At 70.4% G+C, this 18,574-nt stretch carries 16 protein-coding genes; all 16 read right to left on the reverse strand.

The annotated features are described in order from the left end of the window. Positions 1-535: 535 nt before the first annotated feature. The 16 genes from IE95_RS0101935 to atpA all read right to left on the reverse strand — a co-directional run bounded on the left by IE95_RS0101935 (position 536) and on the right by atpA (position 18,527). Positions 536-1,954, reverse strand: a complete 1,419-nt coding sequence (locus tag IE95_RS0101935; protein ID WP_036570525.1) for a GH1 family beta-glucosidase — start codon at positions 1,952-1,954, stop codon at positions 536-538. 264 nt (positions 1,955-2,218) lie between these two features. After that, positions 2,219-4,498, reverse strand: a complete 2,280-nt coding sequence (yicI, locus tag IE95_RS0101940; protein WP_030149942.1) for an alpha-xylosidase — start codon at positions 4,496-4,498, stop codon at positions 2,219-2,221. A 30-nt stretch (positions 4,499-4,528) separates the two neighbouring features. Next, complete coding sequence (locus tag IE95_RS0101945; RefSeq protein WP_030149943.1) at positions 4,529-5,434, reverse strand: carbohydrate ABC transporter permease; 906 nt, start codon at positions 5,432-5,434, stop codon at positions 4,529-4,531. Beyond that, complete coding sequence (locus tag IE95_RS0101950; protein ID WP_084689705.1) at positions 5,434-6,399, reverse strand: carbohydrate ABC transporter permease; 966 nt, start codon at positions 6,397-6,399, stop codon at positions 5,434-5,436. The genes IE95_RS0101945 and IE95_RS0101950 overlap by 1 nt, the downstream gene beginning before the upstream one ends. A gap of 77 nt (positions 6,400-6,476) precedes the next feature. Continuing rightward, positions 6,477-7,778 (reverse strand): ABC transporter substrate-binding protein, encoded by a 1,302-nt coding sequence (locus IE95_RS0101955; RefSeq protein WP_030149945.1) that lies wholly within the window; start codon positions 7,776-7,778, stop codon positions 6,477-6,479. A 151-nt stretch (positions 7,779-7,929) separates the two neighbouring features. Beyond that, positions 7,930-8,955 (reverse strand): LacI family DNA-binding transcriptional regulator, encoded by a 1,026-nt coding sequence (locus IE95_RS0101960; protein WP_030149946.1) that lies wholly within the window; start codon positions 8,953-8,955, stop codon positions 7,930-7,932. Positions 8,956-9,170: 215 nt separating this feature from the next. Then, on the reverse strand, positions 9,171-10,493 hold the full coding sequence (locus IE95_RS0101965; RefSeq protein WP_084689706.1) for an N-acetylglucosamine-6-phosphate deacetylase: 1,323 nt from the start codon (positions 10,491-10,493) through the stop codon (positions 9,171-9,173). An 85-nt stretch (positions 10,494-10,578) separates the two neighbouring features. Further along, positions 10,579-11,103: a DUF1990 domain-containing protein gene (locus IE95_RS0101970; RefSeq protein WP_030149948.1), complete on the reverse strand. Its 525-nt coding sequence runs from the start codon at positions 11,101-11,103 to the stop codon at positions 10,579-10,581. Then, entirely contained in the window at positions 11,100-12,041 is a 942-nt protein-coding gene (locus IE95_RS0101975; protein WP_051702598.1) for a YndJ family protein, read from the reverse strand. Before IE95_RS0101975 ends, IE95_RS0101970 begins: the two co-directional genes overlap by 4 nt. A 1-nt stretch (position 12,042) precedes the next feature. Next, a complete protein-coding gene (locus IE95_RS0101980) occupies positions 12,043-12,705 on the reverse strand; it encodes a TetR/AcrR family transcriptional regulator (RefSeq protein WP_030149950.1) in 663 nt (220 codons plus the stop codon). A gap of 95 nt (positions 12,706-12,800) precedes the next feature. Then, positions 12,801-13,496, reverse strand: a complete 696-nt coding sequence (gene nucS / locus IE95_RS0101985) for an endonuclease NucS (protein WP_030149951.1) — start codon at positions 13,494-13,496, stop codon at positions 12,801-12,803. Between the two features lie 129 nt (positions 13,497-13,625). After that, positions 13,626-14,039, reverse strand: a complete 414-nt coding sequence (locus IE95_RS0101990) for a DUF2550 domain-containing protein (protein ID WP_030149952.1) — start codon at positions 14,037-14,039, stop codon at positions 13,626-13,628. An 18-nt stretch (positions 14,040-14,057) separates the two neighbouring features. Next, positions 14,058-14,342, reverse strand: a complete 285-nt coding sequence (locus IE95_RS0101995; RefSeq protein ID WP_030149953.1) for a F0F1 ATP synthase subunit epsilon — start codon at positions 14,340-14,342, stop codon at positions 14,058-14,060. 88 nt (positions 14,343-14,430) lie between these two features. After that, positions 14,431-15,912, reverse strand: a complete 1,482-nt coding sequence (gene atpD, locus IE95_RS0102000) for a F0F1 ATP synthase subunit beta (RefSeq protein WP_030149954.1) — start codon at positions 15,910-15,912, stop codon at positions 14,431-14,433. 85 nt (positions 15,913-15,997) lie between these two features. Further along, on the reverse strand, positions 15,998-16,894 hold the full coding sequence (locus IE95_RS0102005; RefSeq protein WP_030149955.1) for a F0F1 ATP synthase subunit gamma: 897 nt from the start codon (positions 16,892-16,894) through the stop codon (positions 15,998-16,000). A 1-nt stretch (position 16,895) separates the two neighbouring features. Continuing rightward, positions 16,896-18,527: a F0F1 ATP synthase subunit alpha gene (gene atpA, locus IE95_RS0102010; RefSeq protein ID WP_030149956.1), complete on the reverse strand. Its 1,632-nt coding sequence runs from the start codon at positions 18,525-18,527 to the stop codon at positions 16,896-16,898. Positions 18,528-18,574 lie beyond the last annotated feature (47 nt).

Consider the following 18,574-nt stretch of genomic DNA (forward strand, 5'->3'; position numbering starts at 1 on the left):
CACTATACCTAGTAGGCGGGCTCCGCGCTCGGCACTAGATGTCGTGGTCGGGTGATCCTGGTCGCCTCCTCCTCGAGGCCCCTCGGAGTGTGCTACAAGCACGGATCCATCCTCCCAGGAGGCACTGACAGGACCCGGCGGACGCCGTCGTCCACCGTTCGTCCGCAGCTCGATCCGCACGCTCTCGCGGTCCCCGCGACTTCTCCACAGGCTGTGGAGGATCGTCGTCCACACGCTGTGGGGAGTCGGCCCGCCACGCGCGACCGGTCACGGGGGTCGTCGACGACGTACCGCAGGCCCCGAGCGACACGCCGCGAAGCGGACAAGCCGGGCAGAAAATTCTCAGGTGTGTCGTGCCCGCTCGGCGTGTCGCGTGGATCGCGTCGGGCTGCGACAAAGATCACCGGTCCCCGTCGGGGGGCGCCGGGGCACCGAGGTGCCCAGGGCACCGAGACCTCCGGGACGCTGGAGCACGGCGTCCGGGCCTCCCCCTCTCAGGAAGACCCGGACGTCGCGGTCGGACGCACCCCTGGTGTCAGAGCTCGTCGACCCCGGGCAGCACCGACGTCGTCGCGAGCCGGCGGTACCAGTGGGCCGAGTCCTTCCAGGTCCGCTCCAGGGTCTGGTAGTCGACCCGGATGATCCCGAAGCGGCGGTCGTAGCCGTAGCCCCACTCGAAGTTGTCGAGCAGCGACCACGCGAAATACCCGCGCACGTCGGCGCCCGCGTCGATCGCGGCCCCGACGGCGTCGATGTGGTCGTGCAGGTACGCGACGCGGCGGTCGTCGTGGACTCGCGCGGTGCCGTCGGCGTCCACGCTGACCTCGTCGTCGAAGGCCGCCCCGTTCTCGGTGACCATGAGCGGCTGGTCGGGGTAGGCCTGGTGCACCGAGAGCAGGAGCTCGGTCATGCCGACGGGCTCGATGTTCCAGCCCATCGCGGTGTAGGGCCCGGGCTGCTGGACGAACTCGACGTCGTCGACCCCGATCCACGGGCTGTGGCTCGACGCACCGTGTCCGTCGCTCTCGGAGCGCTCGCCGTCCCCGGAGAAGTGCCGGACCCGCACGGTCGAGTAGTAGTTGATGCCGAGGATCGACAGCGGCTGGCGCACGAGCTCCAGGTCGCCGTCCTGGACGAACGACCAGTCGCTCACGTGCGCGGTGTCGGCGAGCAGGTCCGCGGGGTAGGCGCCGTCGAGCAGGGGGCCGAGGAACGCGCGGTTGGCGAGCGCGTCGATCGTGCGCACGGCGTCGAGGTCGGCGTCCGAGGTGGGGTCGTCGGGCCGGATGACGTGCAGGTTGAGCGTCACCGAGGTCTTGGCGTCCTCGCCCAGCTCGTCGCGGATCGCGCGGCACGCGAGCCCGTGGGCGAGGTTGAGGTGGTGCACGGCCGCGAGCGCCGCGGCGGGTACGGTGCGGCCGGGGGCGTGGACGCCCGAGCCGTAGCCGAGGTAGGCCGAGCACCAGGGCTCGTTGAGCGTGGTCCACACGTCGATGCGGTCGCCGAGCTCGCGGGCCATGCGGCGCGCGTACTCCGCGAACGCGTAGGCGGTCTCGCGGTTGGCCCAGCCGCCTCGGTCCTCGAGCTCCTGCGGGAGGTCCCAGTGGTAGAGCGTCACGACGGGCTTGACCCCGGCCTCGAGCAGCGCGTCGACGAGCTGCGAGTAGAACGCGATGCCTTCGGGGTTGAACTCGCCCGTGCCGCCGGGCTGGACGCGCGACCAGGAGATGGAGAACCGGTAGGCGCCGAGCCCGAGGTCCTTGATGTGCCGCACGTCCTCGGCCCACCGGTGGTAGTGGTCGTCGGCGACGTCGCCCGTGTCCCCGTTGAGCGTGCGGCCCGGCGTGTGGGAGTAGGTGTCCCAGATGGAGGGGCCGCGTCCGCCCTCGGCGGCGGCTCCCTCGATCTGGTAGGCGGCGGTGGCCGATCCCCAGAGGAAGTCGGTCGGAAACATCCGCCGTGCGGGCGGCGGCGCTGTGGTCGGTGCGTGGTCGGCATGGGTGGCGACGGTGCTCACGGTGTTCCTTCGGTGTGCTCGGGTGGTCGACCGCTCCCTACGTGGAAGCGCTCTCACGTATCGATTCGATCAGCGTACCCACGCGGCCGGGTGACGTCGAGGGCGGGTGGTGCGCGGCGCCGTCGGGCAGGAGACTCCCCCGCCCGACGACGCCGCTCACCACTCCCTCGCGCTCCCCCGCCGCGTGGCGCGGGACGAGCGTCAGACGGACAGCTCGACGCTGCCCGCACCGGGCGCCCGGACCACCTGGTCGCCGAGCTGCACGGCCCACGGTGCACGGGCGTCGTCGGAGGAGACCGTGACCCGCGCCCCCTCACGGACGGTGCGGAACGTCGTGGCCGCGCCCGTCTCGGACGGGACCACGGTCGTCGAGTCGTGGCCGTCGGGCAGCTCGAACAGGCGCAGGGTCACGCCGTCGGCCCACTCGTAGTCCGGGCGGTCGGTCCGCGCACCGACCGGAAGCACGGTGCCCGGACGGACCAGGAGCGGCAGCGAGTCGAACCCGTGACGCTCCGCCACCCACCGCGGACCCGAGACGGTCCTCCCGTCGAGCAGGTTGGTCCAGCACCCCTCCGGGACGTAGTACTCGACGTCGCCCTCGGCCGTGAAGACCGGCGCCACGAGCAACGAGCCGCCCAGCATGTACTGCGTGTCGACCCCGAAGCCCCCGCGGTCGGCCGGGAACTCCAGCACCATGGGCCGCATCATCGAGATCCCGTCCCGGTGCGCCTCCTCCGCGACCCCCGCCAGGTACGGCATGAGCGAGAGCTTGAGCCGCGTGAACCGCCGGGTGACGTCGACCGCCTCCTCGTCGAACGCCCACGGCACGCGCACCGAGTCCGAGCCGTGCAGCCGGCTGTGCGAGGACAGCAGGCCGAACGCGAGCCACCGCTTGAAGACACCCGGGTCCGGAACGCCCTCGAAGCCCCCGATGTCATGGCTCCAGTACCCGAAGCCGGACATCGCGAGCGAGAGCCCGCCGCGCAGCGACTCGGCCATCGACGCGTACGTCGAGTCGCAGTCGCCACCCCAGTGGACGGGCAGCTGCTGGCCGCCCGCGGTCGCCGACCGTGCGAACAGGACCGCGTCCCCCTCGCCGCGCTCGCGCTCGAGGAGCCGGAAGACCGCCTCGTTGTAGAGCTGCGCGTAGTAGTTGTGCATCTTGGCCGGGTCCGACCCGTCCGACCACACGACGCTGTCGACCGGGATGCGCTCGCCGAAGTCGGTCTTGAAGCAGTCGACCCCCTGGTCAAGCAGTCCCTTGAGCTTGCCCAGGTACCATTCGGTCGCCTCGGGGTTCGTGAAGTCGACCAGACCCATGCCCGCCTGCCACTTGTCCCACTGCCACACGCCACCGTCGGCCGTGCGGAGCAGGTACCCCGCCTCGCGGGCCTCCTCGAACAGCGGCGAGCGCTGCGCGACGTACGGGTTGATCCACACGCAGATCTTGAGGCCCTTGTCCTTCAGCCGGCCCAGCATGCCCTCGGGGTCCGGGAACGTGCGCGGGTCCCACTCGAAGTCGACCCACTGGTACTCGCGCATCCAGAAGCAGTCGAAGTGGAAGACCGACAGCGGCAGGTCCCGCTCGGCCATCCCGTCGATGAACCCGCTCACGGTCTGCTCGTCGTAGCTCGTCGTGAAGGACGTCGTGAGCCACAGCCCGAACGACCAGCCCGGGACGCGCGCGGGGCGTCCCGTCAGCGCGGTGTACCGCGTCAGGACCTCCTTGGGCGTAGGGCCCGCGACCAGGTAGTACTGGAGCGACTGCCCCTCGACCGAGAACTGCGCCCGCGTGTTCGTCTCCGACGCGACCTCGAACGACACCAGCTCGGGGTGGTCGACGAACACGCCGTACCCCCGGCTGCTCATGTAGAACGGCACGTTCTTGTACGCCTGCTCGCTCGACGTCCCGCCGTCGGCGTTCCAGATGTCGACCGCCTGCCCGTTCTTGACGAAAGGCCCGAACCGCTCCCCCAGCCCGTACAGGTGCTCGCCCGGTGCGAGGCTCAGCTGCTCGTGCACGTAGTGCGCTCCCCCGTGCGCGGCATCGGCCTGGACCGCGCCCACGGCCTTGTGCAGGCTCGACGTCACGACCTGCCCGTCCTGCTCGACGTCGACACGCCAGCCGCCGTCCCGGTGCACCCGCACCGCGAGCGGCCCCGACCGCAGCACTCCCGCAGCCTCGTCGACCGAGATCTCGGGCAAGAACCCCTCCTCGCGGTGGAGCTCGAAGTGCGGGCCGCGCTGCGCACCGCCGCTCAGGTGCTCGATCCGCACGCCGATCACCCCCGGTGCGGGCGACGAGTAGGTGACCGTCAGGAGCGGCCGGTTGAGCGTGTCGCCACGCCGCCGGATCACGGCGGTCGGGGCGTACACCGTCATGGTGCCCGCCGCGGGGTCCGCGCGGACGTCGTCGACCTGGGCCGGGTGGAGCGGCGAGAAGCCGTCACGGACCTGCCAGTAGCCGTCGGTGAACTTCATGGGTGCTCGGTTCCTTCGGAGTAGGTGCGATCACTTCACGGCGCCGGCCGTGACGCCTCGCGTCAGGGTGCGCTGGAAGATCAGGAAGAAGATGACGGCCGGGACGAGCGAGACCAGCGCGCCCGCGTTGGTCGTCGTGGCGTCCATCATCCGGTCGCCCTGGAGCGAGGCCAGCGCGATCGGGATCGTCTGGGTGTCGTTGGTCGTCAGCATGACCAGCGGGATGAAGAACTCGTTCCAGGTCCAGATGAAGAAGAAGATCATCAGGACCGAGAGCGTCGGGCGCACGACGGGGAAGACGATCTTCCACAGGATCTGCCAGCGCGTGGCGCCGTCGAGCGCCGCGGCCTCGAGCAGCGCGGGCGGGAACGTGCCCAGCACCGACGACAGGAGGTAGGTGCCGAACGCCGACTGGATGACCGTGAAGATGATGATCACGGACCACTGCGAGTTCGACAGGCCGACCTGCTGCGCCATGGTGAACAGCGGGTAGACCAGGGCCTCCTGCGGCAGCATGTTCGCGAGCAGGAACAGCATGATGATCCACAGCCGGCCCTTGACCCTCCCGACGCCGATCGCGTAGGCGTTGAGCAGCGAGAGCAACGTGCCCCCGATCGCGACAGCGGCCGAGATCCAGATCGAGTTCAGCAGCTTCTGCGGGAAGTCGACCCGCTCCCAGAACGCCACGACGCCGTCGAAGTACAGGTGCGTCGGCCAGCTCAGCGGCCCGTCCTGCGAGTACTCCGCAGGCGACTTGAACGCGTTGAGGAGCATGATGACGAACGGTGCGAGCATCAGGAGCGCGAACAGGGCGGCCGCGGCGAGGACGAACCAGCGCCCGACCCCTCGGCGGTGCCGCTGGTCGGGGCGCGTGGCCCGCAGGACCTGGTCCCCCGTGGTCTCGTCGACGGACGGGGTCAACGTGTCGGTGGCCATCAGCGGCCTCCTTCTTCACGGCGCTCAGCGCGGGACTGCAGGGCGAGGATCACGAGGGCGACCACGACGATCACCAGCGTCAGGACGGTCGCCACGGCAGCGCCGTAGCCGACCTTCGACTTGTCGAAGAAGTTGAGGTACGAGTAGTAGCTGGGCACGAGCGTCGAGCTCTCGGGGCCGCCACGGGTCAGCACGTAGATCGGGCCGAAGACCTTGAGTGCCGCGACCGTGCAGGTCAGGACCACCACGAACGTCTCGGGACGGATCTGCGGCATCGTGATCGCGCCGAACCGTCGCCACCACCCGGCGCCGTCGAGCTCGGCCGCCTCGTACAGCTCGGGATCGACCCGCTGGAGCGCCGACATGAAGATCACGACCGGGTAGCCGATCTGGACCCAGACCAGGACGGCCATGACCGTGGGCAGCGCCGTGGTCGTGGACCCGAGCCAGTTGGGCGGGTTCTCGAACCCGATCGAGCGCAGGACCACGTTGAGCGCACCGGTCTGGGAGTTGAGGATCCAGTTCCACAAGACGCCCGCGACCGCGACCGGCAGGATCTGCGGCAGGTAGTAGGTCGCCCGCAGGAACGCCGCGACCCCACCGCCGAACCGGCGCCCCAGGTAGTCGAACAGGACGGCCGCCAGGACGAGGCCGATCAGCGTCGGGACCACGACCATCGCCAGGATCATCGCGATCGAGTTCCGGAACGAGGTCCAGAACTGCTCGTCGGCCATGAGTGCGGCGTAGTTGTCGAGGCCCACGAACTTCTTCGGGGCCATCCCGCCCTTCCACTTGAAGAGGCTGTAGTACACGTTCGTGGCGAACGGGATCAGGATGACCACCGTGAAGGCGACCGCTCCCGGGATCAGGTAGGGCAGGTACCCCACCCAGCGGGGTCTGCTGCGCCGCGAGCGCGCGGCTCGTGCTCGCTCGACCGCAGGGGTCGGCGTCTGGACAGTGCTCATGGTCTTTCCTCGTCGTCGGAGTCCTCGGCCCCGGTGGGCGGGCGGTCGCCCGCCCACCGGGATCCCTGCGCTGCGGATCAGCCCTCGAGCAGGTCCGCCTTGCCCTCCTCGTACGGGCCGGACAGGCCGTCGAGGACCTCGGCCGGGGTCTTGGACCTGTTGACGAGCGACTGGAGCTGGCTCACGAGCACGTCGTAGTAGCCCGCGACGGGCCAGTCGGGGTAGAACGCGAGGCCGTCGGCGGCCAGGATGTCGTTGAAGTTCTGCGTGAGGGCCTTGGTGCGCTCGTCCGTGATCGCCGAGACGTCACCCGCGACGGGGAGCCCGCCGGCCTCGCCCAGGATGTTCTGGACCTCGGGGCGCAGCGTGATGTCGATGAACTCCTCGGCGAGCGACTTCGAGTCGGCGTTGGTCGGGACGACCCACAGGTTGCCCGACGAGCCCACCTGCAGCGTGTTGCCCGGGAAGTTGAACTGGCCCCAGTCGGCATCCATCTCGTCGACGATGCGTCCGAACCACCACGAGCCGGAGACCATCATCGGGTAGGTGCCGTTGATGAACGAGACGCCCATGTCCTCGGCCGTGAGAGCAGCGGAGTCGGACGCGATGTAGCCCTTGTCGATCCAGTCGGCGAGGGTCTCGGTGGCCTCCGTCATCTCGGGGCCTTGGAAGTCGACATCGCCGTCGAACAGCTGGTAGGCGTCGACGAAGTCCTGGTCGGCGTTCGCGAGGACGAGCTCGTACCAGAGCTGCCCGAGCGGGTACTCGGCGCCGGCCTCGGCGAGCGGGATGACGCCCGCGGCCTGGAACGTCGCCATCGCGGTCTCGAGCTCGGCGAGCGTCGTCGGGACCTCGACGCCGTACTGCGCGAACATGTCCTTGTTGTAGTAGACGCCCACGAACTCGCCGTAGTTCGGCACCCCGTACCAGTCGCCCGACCCCATGAGGCCGTTCTCGTCGTACGTCGCGGTGGTCTGGAGCGACCCGCTGAGGGTGGTGTCCCAGCCGCGCTCCTTCGCCGCGTCGGTCAGGGGCGTCAGCAGGCCCTGCGACGCGAGCTGACCGGCGGTCGCGTTCCCCTTGTTGTACTCCATGACGTCGGGCACGTCGTCGCCCGTGAGCACGATCTTCGCGTTCTTCTGGATCTGCTCGAAGGTCTGCTTCTGGACGTCGACCGTGACGTCGGGGTTCTCGTCCTCGAAGATCTCGATCGCCTTGGCCCAGGCCTGGCCCATGGCCGAGGTCTCGGACTCGTAGTGCCAGATCGTGAGGGTCGTGTCGTCGGAGTCTCCTCCGCCGCTCCCTCCTCCCGCACAGCCCGCCAGGGCAAGTGGGAGCGCTACCAGGGCAGCGACAAGAGGCTTCCGTGTACGCAACATGACTCTCTCCTCATCATTGAGCGTCGGCGCCAGCGCCGATCGTCTGGTCCTGCACCGGCGGGGCCGGCGGACATGCACCGGCGAACCGGCGGTCGCGACCTCGGCACCTCGGGGACGAGGCCGTGGTCGGGGTCAGGGTCGAGCACCCGGGTCAGGGACCCCGGACAGGGGCGGGGCCGACGCTCGCGCCGGCCTCGAGGTCGCACGGGACGAGGACGGGCGCGTGCGCCCTGCCCGCGTCGTCGATCCGTGCGACCAAGGACTGCACACCGAGCCGCCCGAGCTCGGCGCCCGGTGCGTGCATGGTGGTCAAGGGGGGCGTGCTCATCGCACCGACGCCCGGCGAGGTGACGATGCCGAGCACCGAGACGTCACCCGGGACCGCGAGGCCACGAGCCTGCAGGCCCGACATGACGCCGAACGTCGCGATCTCGTTCATCGTGACGAACGCGGTGAGCGTCGGGTCCTGCTCGAGCAGCTCCCCGACCGCGGCGCGACCGGCCTCGGCCGTCTCGTCGCACAGGAGACTGCGTCCCACGAGCCCGCGGCGCTCCATGGCCGCGGTGAACCCCTCGTCCGCTCGCAGGGTCGGGCCGTAGCCCGCCGCGGCACTCTCGGCCGAGTGGTTGATGAACGCGATCCGCCGGTGACCCCGGGCGACGAGGTGCTCCACGGCCGCCTCGGTCGTCGCAGCGAAGTCGATGTCGACGTACGGGCGACCCTCGAGCTCCCGGGTGCGCCCGATCATCGTGTAGGGCACACCGGCCTCGTGGAGAACCTCGACGCGCGGGTCGTCGAGCCGGACCTCCATGAGCAGGACCCCGTCGGCCATGCCCTGCTGGGTCAGGTCACGGATCTCCGTGGCCTCGTGCGCCGCGAAGGGCCACAGCACCAGGTGGTAACCCGCCTCGCGGGCCGCTGCGGCAGCGCTCGTGACGAACTCCGAGACGGTCCCGCCGATCCCGGCCTCGGTCGCGGGGAAGATCAGGGCGAGGACGTGGCTCCGGCGCGAGGCGAGCCCCCGAGCCATGGCGTTGCGGTGGTAGCCGAGGTCCGTCATGGCCGCCTCGATCCGGGCGCGCGTCTCGTCGGAGATCTTGCGCGTCCCGTTGAGCGCGTACGACACCGTGCTGAGCGACACGTTCGCCCGCGCGGCCACGTCCTGCATGGTCACCATCTCGCCACCTCCTCGTGTCGGCCCCGCCCTCGGGGAACGATGTGTCGAAGCGCTTCGTCGAAGCGCTTCGACTGAATACGAGTATTGACTGAACTATTGCGTTCCGTCAACCCCTCTCCCCGGACGACGGCGGCCCGGCGCCGAGCTCTCGCTCGGGGCCGGGCCGCAGTTCGGGCGTCGTCGCAGGTCAGGCGACGTCGTGAGGTTCGTTCGAGTCAGTCGGTGACCAGCGCGCCACCGCGCCACACGCTCACCGGGTGGAGCTCCGCGTCCGTCACGACGACGTCCGCCCGACGACCGGCCTCCAGCGCGCCGATGTCCGCACGCCCGAGCACGCCGGCCGGTGTCAGCGACGCCGCCTTGACGGCGTCGACCAGCGGGATGCCGAATCCGACGGTCGCGCGCACCACGTCGAGCAGGTGGAACGTCCCCCCGGCGATCGACCCCTCGGGCGTCCCGTCGTCGAGGCGCGCGACGCCGTCGGCGACCGTGACCGCCATCGGACCGAGCTGGTACGTGCCGTCGGCCATGCCCGCAGCGGCCATCGCGTCCGTGACGAGCACGATCGCGTCGGCCCCGACGAGCTCGAACACGCTGCGGACCGTCCCGGCCGCGAGGTGGGTGCCATCCGCGACGAGCTCGACCACGAGGTCGCCGCGGGCCGCGGCCGCCAGGCACGAGGCGACGGGTCCGGGCGCGCGGTGGTGCAGCGGGCGCATGCCGTTGAAGAGGTGGGTCGCCGTCACGCGGGGCGCCGGACCGACCTGCTCTCCTGCGGCGACCAGCTCCGCCCGACGAGCGGCGAGCGCCGCGACGCCCTCGGCGATCGCGGCGTCGGTCTGCTCCGACGACGCGTCGGTGTGCCCGACGGAGGGGATCGCCCCGACCTCGACCAGGGTCTCGACGACACCGCCGGGCCCCGTGTTGCCCGGCACCTCGGGCGCGAAGGTCATGGTGCGGACGTGCCCACGACCGGCCTCGGCGATCGCCCGGACCAGCCCGGGGTCCCCCGCGAGCATGTCGTGCGGGTTCTGCGCGCCGCAGCGCACCTCGGACAGGAACGGCCCCTCCAGGTGGATGCCCACGATCTCGCCCGCGTCCCCGAGGTCCGCGAGCGTCGCGACCCGGCGCAGCAGGGTCTCTCGCTCGGCGGTCACGAGCGACGCGACCAGGCTCGTGGTCCCGTGCCGCCGGTGCTCACGGACCGCGACGAGGGCCTCGTGCGCGTCGGCGGCGTCGGGGAAGCTCGCCCCGCCACCACCGTGGTTGTGCACCTCGACGAGGCCCGGCAGGACGACCTGTCCCTCGACGGGCTCGGCGGCCGCCTCGACCGCGGCCGCGTATCCGGCAGCCGCGGCATCCTGGCGCTCGCCGACCCAGGCGATCACCGGACCGTCGAGGACCACGACGCCGTCCTCGATCACCTCCTGCGGCGTCACGACCCGGCCCCGCAGGGCGGTCCGCCCGGCGGGCGACGCCTCCCCCGGAGACGAGGCAGGCGTGGAGGTGGACGACAGCGGGGCGGGGTTCGACGTCATGACCTCATTCTTGCGCACTTCGTTCGGACGACGCACGAATGGTCGCGGTGACCCTCGAGACGGGTCGAGTGCTGAGACGCACCCGTCAGAGGTCACGCAGGAGCCGGCGCGCGGCCCGCGCGAGATGCGCGATGTACAGCCGCTGGAACGTCGGGACCAGGAGACGGAGCATCGAGACCCACCGGACCGCGGGGTTGCTGAAGACGTCCACGACGAACCACACGTCGCCTGCCGCGTCGCGTTCGAGCACGAACGACTCCTCCCCCACGAACACGTGCCCCGGCAGGGTGCCGTAGCCGAAGCCGATCCGCTGCTCCTCCCGCTCGACCCACACGACCTCGCACGGCTCGCTCAGCCGGACGGGCCCGAGGCCCAGCCGCGTCGTCACGAGCCCACCGGGCTCCGCGACCGGCGCAGAGGTCACGATCTCGACGCGCGCGCGAGCGTGCACCTGCCAGGTCAGGAGCAGCTCGCCGAGGCGACCGAGCTCGTCGACCGAGTACGGCCGTTCCGAGATCCGGTGGCGCAGGCGCAGGCGGGCATAGCCCGTCGGCAGTGCTGCGGACCGGGTGGCTCCCACCTCGGGGTAGGTCGTGCGGGGCTGCGTCATGCCTGTCTCCGTCCTGGACTCCTGCTGGGTCTGTGTGCCGAGCGGTCACCTTCTTGCATCGCTGGAGCCCGGCCCCCCGGGTCGGCTCCGCCCCGTGCGAGCCGCAGGCCCAGCACGGTGCACAGGGCGAAGCCGAGCGCGTTCGCGACACCGTGCGTCGCCGCCATCTGCCCGATGCTCGGGTGCGGCACCCCCATGGCCTCACCGACGGCCCACCAGACCGCGAGCAGCATCGACGCCACGACGGCGACGGCTCCCGCCACGAGGAGCGCCCGCGCAGCCCGCCGGGCCGGGATGGCGAGCACGGCCCAGGCGGTGCACCAGAGCGCGCCCGTCAGCACGAGCGCACCGACCAGCTCGGCGACGTCCCCGACGAAGTACCCGACCAGGACCAGGGCGGTCCCCAGCGGCACACCGGCCGCGCCGACGCGCGCGAGGCCCGAGGGGCCCGGCCGGCCGGCCCCGGCGCGGCTGCCGCTGAGACCCACGGTCAGCCCGGCGACGAGCGCCGCCGCAAAACCCGCGAAGAGCATGTGCGGCACGGTCAGCGTCAGGTACGTCCCCGAGAACCCGAGGAGGCCCCATCCCCCGCGGTCGGCGAGCATCGCCGCTGCACCGACCCCCGGCATGACCAGAGCGACGCCGACGGCGAGTCGCACCTCGAGCGGTCGAGGCGCCGTCGGGCCGGGAAGGGCGACGCGGAACGCCGCGACGGCCAGGACCGCGGACTCCACCAGGAACGGCACCGTCGCCGCCTGCGCGAGCGGGCCCCGCGGGAGCCAGGCTCCTGCGGCCGTGACGGCTCCTGCCACGGGCCACCACATGCTGCCCGCCCCCGGGACCGTGCGCGACCCGAGCAGGGACAGCCCGAGAGGGAGCACCACCACGAGACCGAAGGCCACCACGAGGTCCACGAGAACCGCGGTCGAGGGGCTCACGTCAGGTCCTGAGCGAGGCGGTCAGGCGCAGGACGTCGTCGACGACCTTGCGCGCCACCGGGAGGCGGGAGAGCCGGACGAGCGTGCCGACGATCGGGCTCGCCCCGGCGACGAGGCGCCGCGTCCGCGCCGTGCCCGACGACGAGTCCTGGACCCAGAAGAGCGTCACCCCGAGGTGCGCGAGCCACAGCAGCTCGGGGAGCTGTGCACGCAGCGCCGCGGGAACCGCAGGCGAGGCCCCCGCGACGACGTCCTCGAAGATCGCGAGCGAGAGCTCGCGCGCCTCGCGCGAGGCGTCGCTGAACGGGTTGGCCGCAGCGTCCGGGCGGATCGCGACCGAGACGAACTCGGCACCGAACGAGTGGTAGGGCGTGAACACGTCGATCCCCGCGTCGAGCACGAGGCGCAGACGCTCGGCGAGCGTCCCGCCCTGCCTGAGCGCGTCGTCCACAGCGCACCGGTGCGCCCGCTGGACGTCGACGTAGAGCTCCTGGACCAGGTGGTCCTTGGACGGGAAGTAGTAGTACGCGTTGCCGGTGCTCACCCCGGCCCGGGTGGCGATCGCGCGCATGGTCGTCGCCTCGTAACCCTGCTCGCGCAGCATCCCGAGCGCCGCGTCGAGGACCTTGGCGCGAGTCTCCGCCGACTTGGGTGTGGGGCTCATGGAGTCGCCCCGGTCGCGGCACGGACATTTTTGAACATGTTCAAAAAAGTAGCACGAGAAGAACCCGCACACCGAGCAGGCGTGCGGGCTCCAGGTCAGAAGAGACGCGAGTCCACGTCGTCGACCCCGCGCATCGCGTCGTAGTCCAGGACCAGACAGCCGATCCCCCGGTCCGTCGCCAGGACACGCGCCTGCGGCTTGATCTCCTGCGCCGCGAACACACCCCGCACCGGCGCCAGGAGCGGGTCCCGGTTCAGCAGGTCCAGATAGCGCGTGAGCTGCTCGACGCCGTCGATGTCACCCCGGCGCTTGATCTCGACCGCGACCGTCGCACCGTCCTTGTCCCGGGCCAGGATGTCGACCGGGCCGATCGCCGTCGGATACTCGCGGCGGATCAACGTGTGCCCCGTCCCCAGGAGCTGGATCTGGGCGGCGAGCATCTCCTGGAGGTGCGCCTCGACGCCGTCCTTGATCAGGCCCGGGTCCACGCCCAGGTCGTGAGCCGAGTCGTGCAGGACCTCGTACAGCTCGATCTCGAGGCGGTCGTCGCTCTTCGCGTGCTGGACCGCCCAGACCTGGGTCACGCCACGCTCCCGCGCCGACTCGTCAGGCTCGGACACCGCCATCGAGCACGGCGGGCTCATCCAGTTGAGAGGCTTGTACGAGCCGCCGTCCGAGTGCAGCAGCACGCTGCCGTCAGCCTTGACGAGCAGCACACGGGTCGCGAGCGGGAGGTGGGCCGAGAGCCGGCCGGTGTAGTGAGCCGAGCACTGGGCAACCACGAGACGCACGAAGAACTCCTCAGACGGGGAAAGAAGGTGGCGGCGGGACCGCACGGACAGCCTCGCGAGGCCGAGAGCCCAGGCCCGGGACGACGTCCACGGGCGACGCTAGCACCCCGCCGCGCCGCACAGCCGGTCTCAGACCACCACGCCGCGACGGCCGGGGGGCGCGGCCTCGAGCCACGACGCCAGGCCGGCGTACGCGCCGCTCGACATCGTCAGCTCGAACCGGACGTCCTCGTACGAGCACTCCACGAGGAAGAGGTCGCGGTCCCCGTCCAGAGGCCGGCGCGAGACGATCACGAGGTCCTGGCGCCGCCACGAGCGGGACGGACGCAGCGACAGGGACCAGCAGCGCCACCAGTCGATGCGCCCCACCCCGTAGTGCGCGATCCCCAGCGACCAGGACGCCTGCCCGTCCCCGGCGGGACGGGCGCTGCACTCGAAGGACCCCACCCGGTGGGAGATGGCCCGAAGACGCAACGCTCCCAGCCCGGCCACGAGCGCGACTGCGAGAAGCAGTCCGATCGCGATCCAGGCGGGGAGCGGCACGTGTACTACCTGAGCCCGTCAGTGGCCGGAGACGCCGGCGCCGTCGAGCACCTCTGCGTCGTCCACCACGAGCATGACCTGGTTGGAGTCCACCGAGAGAAAACCACCGGTGACCTTCACGGCGACCTTCTCGCCGTTCGAGCCGGTGATCCGCACGGTTCCCTCACCGAGGACGGACAGGAGGGGCGAGTGGTTCACGAGGATACCGATCTCACCGTCGGCGGCGGGCGCGCTCACGGCGCGCGCGTCCCCGGACCAGATCTTGCGGTCCGCCGCCACGAGGTCGACGTTCAGCTGTGCCACTTCAACTCCTTCATGTCGGTGCACGGGTCTGACGAAGCGCGCCGCGTGCCCGGCCCTGTGGCCGGGCGCGCGGCGCGCTCACGTCGTGTCAGACGCCGTACTCCTTCTGGATACGGGCCCAGTTGCGCTCGAGGTCCTCGAGGCCACCGATGTTGAAGAACGCCTGCTCGGCGACGTGGTCGAACTCGCCGTCCGCGATCTTCTTGAAGGCCTCGATGGTCTCCGTCAGCGGAACCGTCGAACCGACGACACCCGTGAACTTCTCGGCCATGTACGTGTTCTGCGAGAGGAACTGCTGGATGCGGCGAGCACGCGCCACGACCGTCTTGTCCTCCTCCGAGAGCTCGTCCACACCGAGGATCGCGATGATGTCCTGCAGCTCCTTGTTGCGCTGGAGGATGGACTTCACACGCGTCGCGACGTCGTAGTGCTCCTGGCCCACGTAGCGCGGGTCGAGGATGCGCGAGGACGAGGTCAACGGGTCGATCGCCGGGTACAGACCCTTCGAGGCGATCTCGCGCGAGAGCTCCGTGGTCGCGTCCAGGTGGGCGAACGTCGTCGCCGGCGCCGGGTCGGTGTAGTCGTCCGCAGGGACGTAGATCGCCTGGAGCGACGTGATCGAGTGACCACGCGTCGAGGTGATGCGCTCCTGGAGCAGACCCATCTCGTCGGCCAGGTTCGGCTGGTAGCCCACCGCGGAGGGCATGCGCCCGAGCAGCGTGGAGACCTCGGAACCGGCCTGCGTGAAGCGGAAGATGTTGTCGATGAAGAGCAGCACGTCCTGCTTCTGCACGTCACGGAAGTACTCCGCCATGGTGAGCGCGGAGAGCGCGACGCGAAGACGCGTGCCCGGCGGCTCGTCCATCTGGCCGAAGACGAGGGCCGTCTTGTCGAAGACGCCCGCCTCCTCCATCTCGACGATCAGGTCGTTGCCCTCACGGGTGCGCTCGCCGACACCGGCGAACACCGAGACACCACCGTGGTTCTGGGCGACACGCTGGATCATCTCCTGGATGAGGACCGTCTTGCCGACGCCCGCACCACCGAAGAGGCCGATCTTCCCACCGAGCACGTACGGCGTCAGGAGGTCGATCGACTTGATGCCGGTCTCGAACATGGTGGTCTTCGACTCGAGCTGGTCGAACGCCGGGGGCTTGCGGTGGATGGGCCAGCGCTCGGTGATCTCGAGCTTCTCGCCCTCGGCGAGGTTGAGGACGTCGCCGGTCACGTTGAACACGTGGCCCTTGGTCACGTCGCCCACGGGCACGCTGATCGGCGAGCCCGTGTCGGTGACGACGGCGCCACGGACCAGGCCGTCGGTGGGCTTGAGGGCGATCGCACGGATGAGCGAGTCACCCAGGTGCTGCGCGACCTCCAGGGTCAGGCGGAAGGACTTCTCGCCCTCGCCCTGTCCGGACAGGTCGATGTCGACGGTCAGCGCGTTGTAGATCTCGGGGATCGCGTCCGACGGGAACTCGATGTCGACGACGGGGCCGATCACGCGGGCGACACGGCCCACGCCGGGTCCGCTCTGGTGCTCGACCTGGGCTTCCACGGTGGTGGCGGTCATTACTGGCCTCGCTTCGCAGGGCCGGAGACAGCTCCGGCAGGTTCGGTGCAGGTGATGGAGATCGTCGGGTTCGTCATGCGGTGCCTCACGACGCCGCGAGGGCGTCGGCACCGGAGACGATCTCGCTGATCTCCTGGGTGATGTCGGCCTGTCGTGCCTGGTTCGCAAGTCGCGTGTACATGCGGATCAGGTCCTCGGCGTTGTCCGTCGCGGTGTGCATCGCGCGCTGGCGGGCAGCCAGCTCCGACGCGGCCGCCTGCAGGAGGCAGCTGTAGATGCGGCTGCGCACGTAGCGCGGCAGCAGTGCGTCGAGGACGGCCTCGGGCGACGGCTCGAAGTCGTACAGCGGCAGGACGTCGTTCTGCCCGACCGGCGCGACCCCTTCGACGACCTCGAGGGGAAGCATCCGGACGACGCGGGGGCGCTGCGTCACCATGTTCACGAACTGCGTGTACACGATGTGCAGCTCACCGACGCCGCCCTCGTCCGCAGGGGCGAGGAAGGCGTTCAGCAGCGTGTCGGCGATCTCGCCGGCGACGTCCGACGACGGCGAGTCCGAGCCGCCGGTCCACGAACCGGCGAGCTCGCGGTGACGGAAGGTGTAGTAGGTCACCGCGCGACGCCCTGCGGCGAAGAGCGCGACCTCCTTGCCCTCGTGCGTGAGGCGCTCGACCAGACGCTCGGTCTCACGGATGATCGACGCCGAGTAGGCGCCCGCCATGCCACGGTCCGACGCCACCACGAGCACCGCGACCCGGTTGGTGTCGGTGCGCTCGGACGTCAGCGGGTGCTGGGTCGTCGAGTGCGTCGCGACGGCCGAGACCGCCGTGGTGATCGCCTGGGCGTAGGGGCCCGCCTCGGACGACCGGGCGCGAGCCCGGCCGATCCTCGACGCAGCAATGAGCTCCTGCGCGCGGAACATCTTCTTGAGGGACTGCGTCGACTTGATCCGCTGCTTGTAGACGCGCTGGGATCCGGCCATGTCAGGCCTTCTTCTGCCGGACGATCTGCTCCTGCTCGACCACGACGGCCTCTTCCTCGTCCGACTCGCCACCGACGAGGGGGGTGCCGTCGCCCGTGAGGAAGCCGTTGCGGAAGTCGTCGACACCCTTCGCCAGCGCAGCCTCGGTCTCGTCCGACAGCTTGCCGGTGTCAGCGATCGTGCTGAGCACGTCGGTGTTGCGACGCAGGTGGTCCAGCAGCTCGCTCTCGAAGCGGCGCACGTCCTCGAGGGGCACGTCGTCGAGCTTGCCCTTGGTCCCGGCCCAGATCGAGGCGACCTGGTCCTCGACCGGGTACGGCGAGTACTGGCCCTGCTTGAGCAGCTCCATGAGGCGGGCCCCACGGGTCAGCTGGCCGCGCGAGGCTGCGTCGAGGTCCGACGCGAACATCGCGAAGGCTTCGAGCGAGCGGTACTGCGCGAGCTCCAGCTTGAGCGTGCCCGAGACCTGCTTCATCGCCTTGACCTGTGCGGCACCACCGACACGGGACACGGAGATACCGACGTCCACCGCGGGGCGCTGGTCGGCGTTGAAGAGGTCCGACTGGAGGAAGATCTGGCCGTCGGTGATCGAGATGACGTTGGTCGGGATGTACGCCGAGACGTCGTTCGCCTTGGTCTCGATGACCGGCAGACCCGTCATCGATCCCGCGCCCAGCTCGTCCGAGAGCTTCGCACAACGCTCGAGCAGACGGGAGTGCAGGTAGAAGACGTCACCGGGGTACGCCTCGCGGCCCGGCGGGCGACGGAGCAGCAGCGACACGGCACGGTAGGCCTCGGCCTGCTTCGACAGGTCGTCGAAGACGATGAGGACGTGCTTGCCGCCGTACATCCAGTGCTGGCCGATGGCCGAGCCCGTGTAGGGGGCGAGGTACTTGAAGCCGGCCGGGTCGGACGCGGGCGCCGCGACGATCGTCGTGTACTCGAGGGCCCCGGCCTCTTCCAGCGCGCCGCGGACGGCAGCGATGGTCGAGCCCTTCTGGCCGATCGCGACGTAGATGCAGCGGACCTGCTTGGTCGGGTCGCCGGTCTCCCAGTTCGCCTTCTGGTTGATGATCGTGTCGGTCGCGATCGCCGTCTTGCCGGTCTGGCGGTCACCGATGATCAGCTGACGCTGACCACGGCCGACCGGGATCATCGAGTCGATCGCCTTGAGGCCGGTCTGCAGCGGCTCGTGGACCGACTTGCGGTCCATGACGCCGGGGGCCTGCAGCTCGAGGGCGCGGCGGCCCTCGGTCTCGATCTCGCCGAGACCGTCGATCGGCTGACCCAGCGGGTCGACGACGCGACCCAGGTAGCCGTCACCGACGGGGACGGAGAGGACCTCTCCGGTCCGGCGGACCTCCTGGCCCTCCTCGATACCGGTGAACTCACCCAGGACGACGACACCGATCTGGCGAACGTCCAAGTTCAGGGCAAGGCCGAGGGTGCCGTCCTCGAAGCGCAGCAGCTCGTTGGCCATTGCGCCCGGAAGGCCTTCCACCTGGGCGATGCCGTCAGCGGCGAGGGTGACGCGACCGACTTCCTCGGTCACCGCGCCCCCGGGCTCGTAGGACTTCACGAAGCTGTCCAGCGCGGCCCGAATCTCGTCGGGCCGGATCGTCAGCTCAGCCATTGCTCTTCTCCTGTCGTGGCCACCCCGCGATGTGCGGGAGCGGTCGA

The organism is Oerskovia turbata, assembly GCF_000718325.1.
Taxonomy (GTDB): Bacteria; Actinomycetota; Actinomycetes; order Actinomycetales; family Cellulomonadaceae; genus Oerskovia; species Oerskovia turbata.

Excerpts from the sequence above, each read along its gene's own strand:
- IE95_RS0102005 (WP_030149955.1), bottom strand. The coding sequence starts at position 16,894 with ATGGCCGGATCCCAGCGCGTCTACAAGCAGCGGATCAAGTCGACGCAG.
- IE95_RS0101970 (WP_030149948.1), bottom strand. The coding sequence starts at position 11,103 with ATGACGCAGCCCCGCACGACCTACCCCGAGGTGGGAGCCACCCGGTCC.
- IE95_RS0101955 (WP_030149945.1), bottom strand. The coding sequence starts at position 7,778 with ATGTTGCGTACACGGAAGCCTCTTGTCGCTGCCCTGGTAGCGCTCCCA.
- IE95_RS0101935 (WP_036570525.1), bottom strand. The coding sequence starts at position 1,954 with ATGTTTCCGACCGACTTCCTCTGGGGATCGGCCACCGCCGCCTACCAG.
- IE95_RS0101950 (WP_084689705.1), bottom strand. The coding sequence starts at position 6,399 with ATGAGCACTGTCCAGACGCCGACCCCTGCGGTCGAGCGAGCACGAGCC.
- IE95_RS0101965 (WP_084689706.1), bottom strand. The coding sequence starts at position 10,493 with ATGACGTCGAACCCCGCCCCGCTGTCGTCCACCTCCACGCCTGCCTCG.
- IE95_RS0101960 (WP_030149946.1), bottom strand. The coding sequence starts at position 8,955 with ATGGTGACCATGCAGGACGTGGCCGCGCGGGCGAACGTGTCGCTCAGC.
- yicI (WP_030149942.1), bottom strand. The coding sequence starts at position 4,498 with ATGAAGTTCACCGACGGCTACTGGCAGGTCCGTGACGGCTTCTCGCCG.
- IE95_RS0101980 (WP_030149950.1), bottom strand. The coding sequence starts at position 12,705 with ATGAGCCCCACACCCAAGTCGGCGGAGACTCGCGCCAAGGTCCTCGAC.
- atpA (WP_030149956.1), bottom strand. The coding sequence starts at position 18,527 with ATGGCTGAGCTGACGATCCGGCCCGACGAGATTCGGGCCGCGCTGGAC.
- atpD (WP_030149954.1), bottom strand. The coding sequence starts at position 15,912 with ATGACCGCCACCACCGTGGAAGCCCAGGTCGAGCACCAGAGCGGACCC.
- IE95_RS0101945 (WP_030149943.1), bottom strand. The coding sequence starts at position 5,434 with ATGGCCACCGACACGTTGACCCCGTCCGTCGACGAGACCACGGGGGAC.